General features: G+C 71.3%; 9 protein-coding genes. 4 read left to right on the top strand and 5 right to left on the bottom strand.

Going from position 1 to position 8,355, the window contains the following annotated elements; all coding sequences use genetic code 11:
- Positions 1-129: 129 nt before the first annotated feature.
- Together ACFYQA_RS38830 and ACFYQA_RS38825 are read right to left on the bottom strand one after the other, a co-directional pair.
- Positions 130-1,188: a helix-turn-helix domain-containing protein gene (locus ACFYQA_RS38830; RefSeq protein WP_388928468.1), complete on the bottom strand. Its 1,059-nt coding sequence runs from the start codon at positions 1,186-1,188 to the stop codon at positions 130-132.
- Positions 1,189-1,404: 216 nt separating this feature from the next.
- A complete protein-coding gene (locus ACFYQA_RS38825) occupies positions 1,405-1,881 on the bottom strand; it encodes an ATP-binding protein (RefSeq protein WP_388928466.1) in 477 nt (158 codons plus the stop codon).
- A 155-nt stretch (positions 1,882-2,036) separates the two neighbouring features.
- Here ACFYQA_RS38825 and ACFYQA_RS38820 point away from each other — a divergent pair, with 155 nt between their 5' ends.
- Together ACFYQA_RS38820 and ACFYQA_RS38815 are read left to right on the top strand one after the other, a co-directional pair.
- On the top strand, positions 2,037-2,921 hold the full coding sequence (locus ACFYQA_RS38820; RefSeq protein WP_388928464.1) for a helix-turn-helix domain-containing protein: 885 nt from the start codon (positions 2,037-2,039) through the stop codon (positions 2,919-2,921).
- On the top strand, positions 2,918-3,127 hold the full coding sequence (locus ACFYQA_RS38815) for a DUF397 domain-containing protein (protein ID WP_388928462.1): 210 nt from the start codon (positions 2,918-2,920) through the stop codon (positions 3,125-3,127). Before ACFYQA_RS38820 ends, ACFYQA_RS38815 begins: the two co-directional genes overlap by 4 nt.
- Before the next feature lie 167 nt (positions 3,128-3,294).
- Here the strand turns inward: ACFYQA_RS38815 and ACFYQA_RS38810 are convergent, their stop codons facing one another.
- Positions 3,295-4,125, bottom strand: coding sequence for a TetR/AcrR family transcriptional regulator (locus ACFYQA_RS38810; protein ID WP_388928460.1), 831 nt, complete (start codon positions 4,123-4,125; stop codon positions 3,295-3,297).
- A 165-nt stretch (positions 4,126-4,290) separates the two neighbouring features.
- On the opposite strand from ACFYQA_RS38810, the gene ACFYQA_RS38805 reads away from it, so the two are divergent.
- Entirely contained in the window at positions 4,291-5,343 is a 1,053-nt protein-coding gene (locus ACFYQA_RS38805; RefSeq protein ID WP_388928458.1) for a hypothetical protein, read from the top strand.
- A gap of 169 nt (positions 5,344-5,512) precedes the next feature.
- On the opposite strand, the gene ACFYQA_RS38800 is transcribed toward ACFYQA_RS38805, so the two are convergent.
- Entirely contained in the window at positions 5,513-5,794 is a 282-nt protein-coding gene (locus ACFYQA_RS38800) for a hypothetical protein (protein WP_388928470.1), read from the bottom strand.
- Positions 5,795-5,951: 157 nt separating this feature from the next.
- On the opposite strand from ACFYQA_RS38800, the gene ACFYQA_RS38795 reads away from it, so the two are divergent.
- Entirely contained in the window at positions 5,952-6,707 is a 756-nt protein-coding gene (locus tag ACFYQA_RS38795; protein WP_388928456.1) for a DUF6585 family protein, read from the top strand.
- A gap of 114 nt (positions 6,708-6,821) precedes the next feature.
- Here the strand turns inward: ACFYQA_RS38795 and ACFYQA_RS38790 are convergent, their stop codons facing one another.
- Positions 6,822-8,279 (bottom strand): amidase, encoded by a 1,458-nt coding sequence (locus ACFYQA_RS38790; RefSeq protein ID WP_388928454.1) that lies wholly within the window; start codon positions 8,277-8,279, stop codon positions 6,822-6,824.
- Positions 8,280-8,355: the final 76 nt, after the last annotated feature.

Below are 8,355 nucleotides of genomic sequence, written 5' to 3'. Positions count from 1 at the left end.
AGCAACGTCTCTTGCTCCTCGTCCGTCAGAACCACCTCGACCGTCGGCCGGCCCATGCGTGCCATGCCCACAGCCTACTTCTATAGCGAACTGAAAACTCATGACACTAGAGCACTTCCGACACACGCTTCAGGCGGCTTCCCAGCGATCGGTTCGGCAGTCGCGGCAGCGGTCGGGGCCCGGTACCGGGGCGCGGAAGCCGCGCTCGCAGCCGTCGCAGTTGCGCATCTCGTACCGGACGGGTGAGGGCTCGGCCGGGTGAGGGCTCTCGGCCGGGGCACGGAACGGGGGCGGGGGCGGCAGTTGGGCCGTCAGGCGGTGGGCGAGGAAGGCGGCGGGGCAGCGGACGCCTTCGGGCGGGAGGTCGGTGGTCAGGGCGCGGCGTACGGCGGTGGGGGTGACGTCCCGCTCCAGCCAGGCGGCGACGCCGGGGGCCAGGTGGGCCGTGTCGGCGGCGGAGAGCAGCAGGTGGGAGCCGTGGCGGCGCAGGTCCGCGAGGAGATCGGTGGCGGCCTGGAGGAGCGCGGGGGCGGGGTAGGCGGGGCGCGGCACGTCCGGGAGCGGCTTACGGGGCTCCCGCTTCCGGCGGGCCCCGCGCTGCGCGCCTTCCTCGCCCGTGCCTTCGCCTTCGTCCTCGCCCTCGCCCTCGCCTTCGCACGCCTCCGGCGGCTCCTGGCGTTCCTGCCGCTGCGGTTCCGGGGCCGCCGGACGGCCGGCGGCGGGGGTGAGGGCGGGGATGAGGGCGGGGGCCGGGGCGGGGGCCGGAGCGGGGGCCGGAGCGGGGGCCCCGGTGCAATGGCGGGCGGCCGTCGGCTGGTTGCACGAGGTGGTGCGGGTGACGATGCGGCCCGCGGGGGTGCGGACGCGTTCGCGGCGCAGGTAGCCGTGGGTCTCCAGTTCGCGCAGGGCGGCGGCGATACGGGTGGCGCCCTCGGGGAAGCGTGCGGTGAGGGTCTTGATGTCGGTCGGCGCGCCCTTCGGCAGCGACTGGAGGTGGGTGCCGAGCCCGATGGCGAGCAACGAGAGTTCGCCGTGCTGGGCGAGGTGGTTGCCGATCACCGTGAAGCGGGCGGTGTGGCGGGAGTTGTCATGGAGCAGCCCGCCGGTGCGGTGCCCCTGATTCGGGTGCTGGTTGCCCGCAATACGGGCCTGGGCGTGCGGGTGCACGTTAGGGTTCTGGGTACCCATCAGGAAGGTCTCGCTTCCTCGGTGGTCAGGCCCTCGCCCTGGGATTGCAGTCCCGGCGGGGGCCGTCGCATGTCTGCTGGTTTCCTGCGCTGAGCGTCGGGCCTGGAGGGCCACAAAATCCAGCCGAACCGGGGATGTTCACCCTCCCGAGTGAGCACGGGCCACGGGCGGGAGGGGTGGGGTTTGGTGGGGTTCTTTCCCCACGTTCTTTGTCTTTCAGTCGTCGATGCCACCGGAACGCGTGGGGACGGGTTCCGGTGGCGTAAGGCTCAGTTCGGCCCACACGGTTTTCCGCGGGAACCGTCCCTCGATCACTCCCCAGCGGTCCGCCAGCGCCTCGACGAGCAGCAGTCCACGCCCCGACTCGGCCCCGCTGTCGGGCTCCTGCCGCGCGGGCAGCCGGTCGCCCCGCGTGTCGGTGACCTCGATGCGGAGCGTGGCGCCGACCACGTACAGCGTGAGGCGGAAGCTGCGGCCGGGCAGACGGCCGTGCGTGGCCGCGTTGGCCGCCAGCTCCGCCACGACGTGGCTCGCCGCCTCGTCCGGCAGGCCCCAGCTCCGGAGCGTGTCCACCGCGAGCAGGCGGGCGAGACGGGCACCGCGCGGGGTGGACGACAGCAGCATCGTGACGTTGCGGACTTCGCAGCCGGGTCGGGGGTCCGTCCCGGAGATTTCCTGAGTTTCCTGATTCACGTCACTCAGAGTGGCCGACCGGACGTACCGTGATGGGTGATCGCGCTGCTGCGTAGGGTGACCGTCCATGGCTCGTCCGGCCCTGTCCGAACTGTCGGTACGGCTCCCACCGGCACCGCGTGACGGTACGGCGCGGCACAACGGAGGAGCGCGACATGTCGGTGAACGGCGAGGCGGTGCGGGGCACGACCGAGACGGAGCAGACGGACGAGCCGGGGTGGGAGGTCGACCCGGACGACGACTGGGCACTCGCGGTGGTGGCCACCGTGGGACGGCAGTTGAGGCTCCGCCGGGAAGCGGCGGGCATGCGGGTCGGCGACTTCGCGGTAGCAGTCGGTTACGGCGACGACCTCGTCTACAAGATCGAAAGCGGCAAGCGCATCCCCCGCCCCGAGTACCTGGACACGGCGGACGAGCTGTTCAACGCCGGGGGACTCATCTCGGCGATGAAGGAGGACGTGAAGAAGGTCCGGTACCCGAAGAAGGTCCGGGACTTGGCCCAGATGGAGGGGCGGGCGGTTGAGATCGGGGTTTACGAGTGCAGCAGCATCGCGGGCCTGTTGCAGACGCCTGAGTACGCACGCGCTCTGTTCGAGGTGCGCCAACCTCCCTATCCAGCCGAGGACGTGGATCGTCTGGTGGCCGCCCGCATGGCACGGATGTCAGTCTTCGATCGCTCACCAGCTCCTTCCCTCAGTTTTGTCCTGGAGGAGGCGGCCCTCAGTCGCCGAGTTGGGGGCACAATGGTGCGGAAGCAGCAGTTCGAACGCCTGCTGGAAGTGGGGCGGTTGAACAACGTGTCGCTCCAGGTCATGCCGATGGACAGCGTGGCTCACCCCGGCATGAGTGGCAGGATCGAGCTGTTGAAGTTCGAGGATGGAACAGCAGTAGGGCGTTCCGACGGTGCGTTCAACGGCCGCCCGACCTCTGATCCAAAGCAGCTACGCATTCTCGAACTGCGATATGGCACGATCCGGGCGCAAGCTCTTCCGCCCGGGGAGACACTGGCCCTCATCGAGAAACTGCTGGGAGAAAAATGATCCGCAAGGTTTCCGCCAGGGACACCACCGACCTGGTGTGGTTCAAGAGCAGCTACAGCAGCGGCCCGGAAGGCGACTCGTGCGTAGAGATCGCCACCCAGCCCGGCACCGTCCACGTCCGTGACTCCAAGGACGTGGAGGGCGGCCGGCTGGCCTTCGCCCACGCCGCGTGGGCCGACTTCGTGCCGTACGCGGTCGAGGGCTGACCGGCCAGGTCCACACGGACGGAACGCTCACTGGGCGCCGACCGCGACAGCGGGTGCCGGTGCGCTCTTCTCGGGCTGACGGTTCGAAGGTTGCGAGAGACGGCGTCCGAGCCACGTCGTAGCCCTGCTCAGGCAGATGGGGAGCGAGGAACGGCGGCGGGGAGGCGTCAGGTCCGTTCAGGGAGCGGGGGCAGGGCGACGGCCCGGAGGAAGTTCTGCGCGAAGACCTCGATGGCCTCTTCGATGGAAGGCAGGTCCGCGCCGGGCAGGTGCGCGGCGGCGGGGCGCAGCAGGAGGTGGGAGAGGACGGGGCCCGTCATCTGCTGGATCAGCAGCAGCGGGGGGAGGTCCCGGATGCGTCCCGCGGCGATCTCCTCGGTCAGCCACTGCCCGACGCCGTCGAGCATGCGCGGGAAGAATCGCCGGTACACCGACTGGACCAGCGGGTCCTCGGGGCGGGAGAGGGCGTCGGCGAGCATGGCGGGCAGGACCCGCGGCTCACGGCTGAAGGCATCGGCCAGCAGGCGGTAGATCCTGCGGACCGTCTCCGGCAGATCCTCGTGCGGGCCGGCGAGGACGGCTTCGACGTCCAGGATCGGGCCGTGGCGCTCATAGACCGCCTGCAGCAGTTCGTCCCGTCCGCCGAACGCCGCGTACAGGCTGTGCACGGAGCACCGGGCGTCGGCGGCCACCCGTTCCAGGGTGGCCGCGGTCAGGCCGTGCTCGCTGATGAGCCCGGCCGCGGCCTCCACGGCGCGCAGACGGACCGGCTTCTGGCCTCCGGGGTCCACGCCGGCCGCCCGTACCGCCTCGTCCAGCGCGCGACGGGTGCCGCCGAGCCGTCGCATCAAGGTGCTGCGGGAGATGCCCGCCTCCTCGGCGACGACCAGCAGCGGGACGTCGGCCACCGGCACGCCCCGGGCGCGCGAGGCGCGCAGTGCCGCCCGCACCACTTCTTCCGGCACCGCTTCCGCAGAGGACTCACTGACATTTGACACATGGATAAGGTTACCCTGTAATCAAGTTCCATTCCAGGGTGGTGCCGTCCGTGTGTGGCGGCGCGAGACCACCGATCCCCACCACCGCCCCGCCCGGCGTCCGTGCCCATGCCCATGCCTGTGCCCGATGACGCGTCCGCAGGCCTGAAGGAGACCGCAACCGCCATGTCCGATCACCCCGCCCCTCATCCCACGCCCACCACGGGGGCCGAGGTCCCACAGCCCGGCGCCGTACGGAAACTGGTCGTCGTCCTGCTCGGCCTGACGGCCGTGGTCACCCTGATGCTCTGCGCCTTCGCCCTGCCCAGCGTCAACGGCGGTCCGCACAAGGTCCCGATAGGCGTTTCGGGACCGCAGACCGCCGCCCAGTCACTGCAGAAGACGCTCGACGAGGACGAGTGGGACGTCACCGTCTACGACAGCGCCGAGGCCCTCGCCTCCGCCGTCAAGGACCGTGAGATCACCGGGGGCCTGGTCCTGGCCCCCGAGGGAGTCGACGTCTACACGGCCACCGCGGGCGCCCCCATGGCCGGCAACGCGCTGACCGCCATGGCCCACTCCGTCGCCGCCGAGCAGCAGACGAAGCCCACCCTCCACGAACTGGCGCCCTTCCCCGAGGACGACCCCCGCGGGGCCGGGCTCTCCGCCGCCGCGCTGCCGCTGATCTTCGGCGGGATGATCCCCGCCGTCCTCCTCACCCGGCTCTTCCCCGGCCACGCCGGTCTGCGCACACGTCTGGCCGGTGCCGCGCTCTTCTCCCTGTTCGCCGGAGCCGCGGTCACCGCGTTCCTCCAGTGGGGGACCGGCTCCCTGGCGGGCGACTACTGGATCACCGCCCTCGGCCTGAGCCTGGGCATGGCCGCCCTCTCCCTGACCTTCATCGGCCTGGAAGCCCTGACCGGCATGGCCGGCTTCGGGATCGGCGCGGCCGTGATGATGCTCCTGGGCAACCCCCTGTCCGGTCTGGGCACCGGCCCCTACTGGCTGCCCGGCGGCTGGACGGCCGTCGGGCAGCTCCTGCCGCCGGGCGCCTCCGGCAGCCTGCTGCGCGCCAACGCCTTCTTCGACGGCACCGGAGCGGGGACCCCGGCCCTGATCCTCACCGCCTGGGTCGTGCTCGGTCTGACCCTGATCCTCATCGCCGACCGCCGCGGCGCCAAGGCCGTCCGCACCGGTGCGGCATCCGCGAAGCCGGCGGTCCCCGTGCCCTCGGTCTGACCTGCCCGAAGGTCCTCCGCCGTGCAGGTCCCCGGAGGACCTTCCCGCCCGCCCGACACCGTCCGCCTCCATGACGCGAAGCACGCCGAAGGGCCCGGCTCACACCGGTCCAGTACTCACGCCGGTCGACGGCTCACGGTTTCCCTTCACCTCCCGCCCGGCACCCCCGTCAGGCGTCCCTGATGCCCCGGAAGGGCTCGTCCGCTTCCAGCTCGAACGCGAGCTCCAGCAGCGTCCGTTCGGCGCTCGGGCGGCCGGAGAGCATGACGCCGACGGGGAGCCCGTCCGGTGTCGTGTGCGCGGTCGGCACCTCCCCGAACCGGCCGACGCCGGCGTAGGCGGCGTTCGGGTGGGTCAGGACGGCCGGCTCGGCCTGGGAGCCGTAGACGGCCAGGAGCGGCTGATAGCCGTACAACCGACCGGAGTTGGGAAACTCCTTCGTTGCTCCCACAGCCGCCCGTCCGCACTGTCATCGTCCACGCCCACGCCTCGCCAACCCCACCTGCCGGTTCCGGTGTCCGCCGAGAGGACCCTGACGTGTGCAAGCGTCGGCCCCGACCGCAGAATGATCGCCGAATCTCTGATCACTACGGCGAGGAGCACGGCTCATGACAGGACCCACCGCCCAGCAGGAACCCGGGCAGACGACAGCCCCCGAGGCGACGCCTCCGGGCACCGAAGGGCTTGGCCGGTTGCGGGAGACATTCCTGCCGAAGCGCATCGGCATGGTGCGGATAGTCACCCTCCTGCTCATGGGAACCGTCTCCCTGATCATTCCTCCCCTGGGCGCCTACTTCATCTGGCTCGCCTTCAAAACGCCCAATCTCTCGCGCAAGCAGGCTGCACGCCGACTGCACCTCTTCGAGCACGGCCTGGCTGAGGTGGGAAAGAACGGCGAGGTCTCCGTCTTCCGCTGGGACTCGATGACGGTGCTCCAGGAGATCACCGAGCGGTATGCAAACGGCATCTACGTCGGGACCACCTACGTCTACACGCTCTACCGCGAGCACGGTACGCCGCTCAAGGTGACCGAGTTCTACGCCCAGCCCGAGCGCTGGGGCCCGGCGTTCCAGCAGGAGATCACCCGGACGCAGATGCCCAGACTGCTCGCCACGCTGCAGCAGGGCCAGACCCTGGCCTACGGGGGCATCTCGGTGAACCTGAGCGGTGTGGCCACGACAAAAGGCAGTCTGACCTGGCCGGAGATCGAGAAGGTCGAAATCTCCCAGGGAACGCTGGTGCTGCGCAAGTCCGGCAAGAAGCTGCCCTGGGCAAGGGTGCCGGTCAAGGAGATCCCGAACCTCTTCCTCTTCCTCGCCCTCGTCGACCAGGTCCGATACGGCGGCCCACGCCAGGACGCCTGACCCGCCGGAGCACGGGAAGTACCCAGGGCCGCTCCGAGCGGCCCTGGTCGCTGTGTCTCAGCGGGCGGCGCCGGGGGCGCGGCCGCAGCGCGGCCCGCCCGCCCGGCGCCCCCGTCAGGCGTCCCGGATGCCCCGGAAGGGCTCGTCGGCCTCCAGCTCGAAGGCGAGTTCCAGCAGCGTTCGTTCGGCGCCCGGGCGGCCGGAGAACATGACGCCGACGGGGAGCCCGTCCGGCGTCGCGTGCGTGGCCGGTACCGAGATCGACGGCGTGCCGACGACGTTGTTGACCGGGGTGAACGCGACGTAGGCGAGGATCCGTTCGATCAGGGTCTCGTAGGGGACGGCCGGGTTGAGGTGGCCGAGCGGGGGCGTGGTGTGGGCGAGGACCGGGGAGAGGATCAGGTCGAGCCCGCGGAACGCCGCCGCGTACGGCTCCCGGGTGCGCTTCAGCCTCCGCACCACGCCCGGTGTGCGCTGCCAGTCCCTCACGTACGTCTCGCGCAGGCCCCGGCTGAGGCCGTCCATGCGGCGCCGGTCGAAGCCCGTGCCGAGGGTCCGGCCGGTGACGCCGATCAGGAACGACAGGAGCCCCCAGTACGTGAGGAAGTCCGGGGTGAAGCGCGGGTCGATCGACAGCTCCACCGGCTCCACGGTGTGCCCGAGCCGCTCCAGCCGCTCCGCCGTCTCCGTGACGGCCGCGCGGGTGTCGGCGTCGGAGGGGACGCCGTTCGGCGAGTCGAGCAGGAGCCCGATGCGCAGCCGCCGCTCCGAAGGGCCCTCGACCAGGCCGACGGGCGGCAGCTTCGGGTTGCGCCAGTGCTGCTCGGCGGCGGCGAGGAAGGCGGCGCTGTCCCGTACCGAGCGGCTCACGACGCCGTCGGTGACGAGGTCGATGGGGAGTTGGCGGCCCTGGGCGTTGGGGACCACCCGGCCCCGGGTGGGCTTCAGCCCGACGAGGCCGCAGCAGGCGGCGGGAATCCGGATCGAGCCGCCGCCGTCGTTGGCGTGCGCGATCGGCACCGCCCCGGCGGCGACGAGGGCCGCGCTGCCGCCCGACGAACCGCCCGCCGAATGGCCCGTGTGCCACGGGTTGCGGACGGGCTCGGCGCCCTCGTACTCCGTGGTCGGACTGAACCCGAACTCGGGCATCCGGGTCTTGCCGAGCACCGTGACGCCGGTGCTCAGGAACTGCCGGGCGAACGGGGCGTGCCGGCGTGCCGCCTTCGGCGCGAACGCGGCGCTGCCGTGTCCGGTGGGCAGCCCCTGGTAGTCGGTGTTGTCCTTGACGAAGGTCGGCACCCCGGCGAAGGCACCGGTCGGCTCGGACCGGTACGCCGGGACCTCGATGTGCACCTGGACGGCGTGGAGCCGGTCCTCCACCGCCCCGACCCGGGCCGCCGCGTCACGGGCGGCCTCGGCGGCCCCGACCTCTCCCCGGCGGATCGCCTCGGCGAGGCCCACGGCGTCGTGGTCGCCGAGGGCGTCGTCACGGAAGGCGTGCACCCTGGTCCGATCCCGTGCCCGTGCCCGTTCCCGTGCCTGTTCCTTTTCCTGTTCCTCGGAAGTCGTCACCGGTGGCACCGCCCCTGAACGTGTGGATGATTGCCCGCCATCATTCCTTACCGGCGAGTAACAGGCGAGGGGGCGG

Origin of the sequence: Streptomyces sp. NPDC005774, assembly GCF_042871645.1 — a bacterium.
In the GTDB taxonomy this organism is placed as follows: Bacteria; Actinomycetota; Actinomycetes; order Streptomycetales; family Streptomycetaceae; genus Streptomyces; species Streptomyces pratens.
Note: the sequence above shows the minus strand (reverse complement) of the source record. Positions and strands in the feature narration are given on the sequence as shown.

What these genes read in the sequence shown, in the direction of transcription:
- ACFYQA_RS38830 (WP_388928468.1), bottom strand. Translation starts at nt 1,188, where the DNA reads ATGGGTACCCAGAACCCTAACGTGCACCCGCACGCCCAGGCCCGTATT.
- ACFYQA_RS38820 (WP_388928464.1), top strand. Translation starts at nt 2,037, where the DNA reads ATGTCGGTGAACGGCGAGGCGGTGCGGGGCACGACCGAGACGGAGCAG.
- ACFYQA_RS38815 (WP_388928462.1), top strand. Translation starts at nt 2,918, where the DNA reads ATGATCCGCAAGGTTTCCGCCAGGGACACCACCGACCTGGTGTGGTTC.
- ACFYQA_RS38805 (WP_388928458.1), top strand. Translation starts at nt 4,291, where the DNA reads ATGTCCGATCACCCCGCCCCTCATCCCACGCCCACCACGGGGGCCGAG.
- ACFYQA_RS38795 (WP_388928456.1), top strand. Translation starts at nt 5,952, where the DNA reads ATGACAGGACCCACCGCCCAGCAGGAACCCGGGCAGACGACAGCCCCC.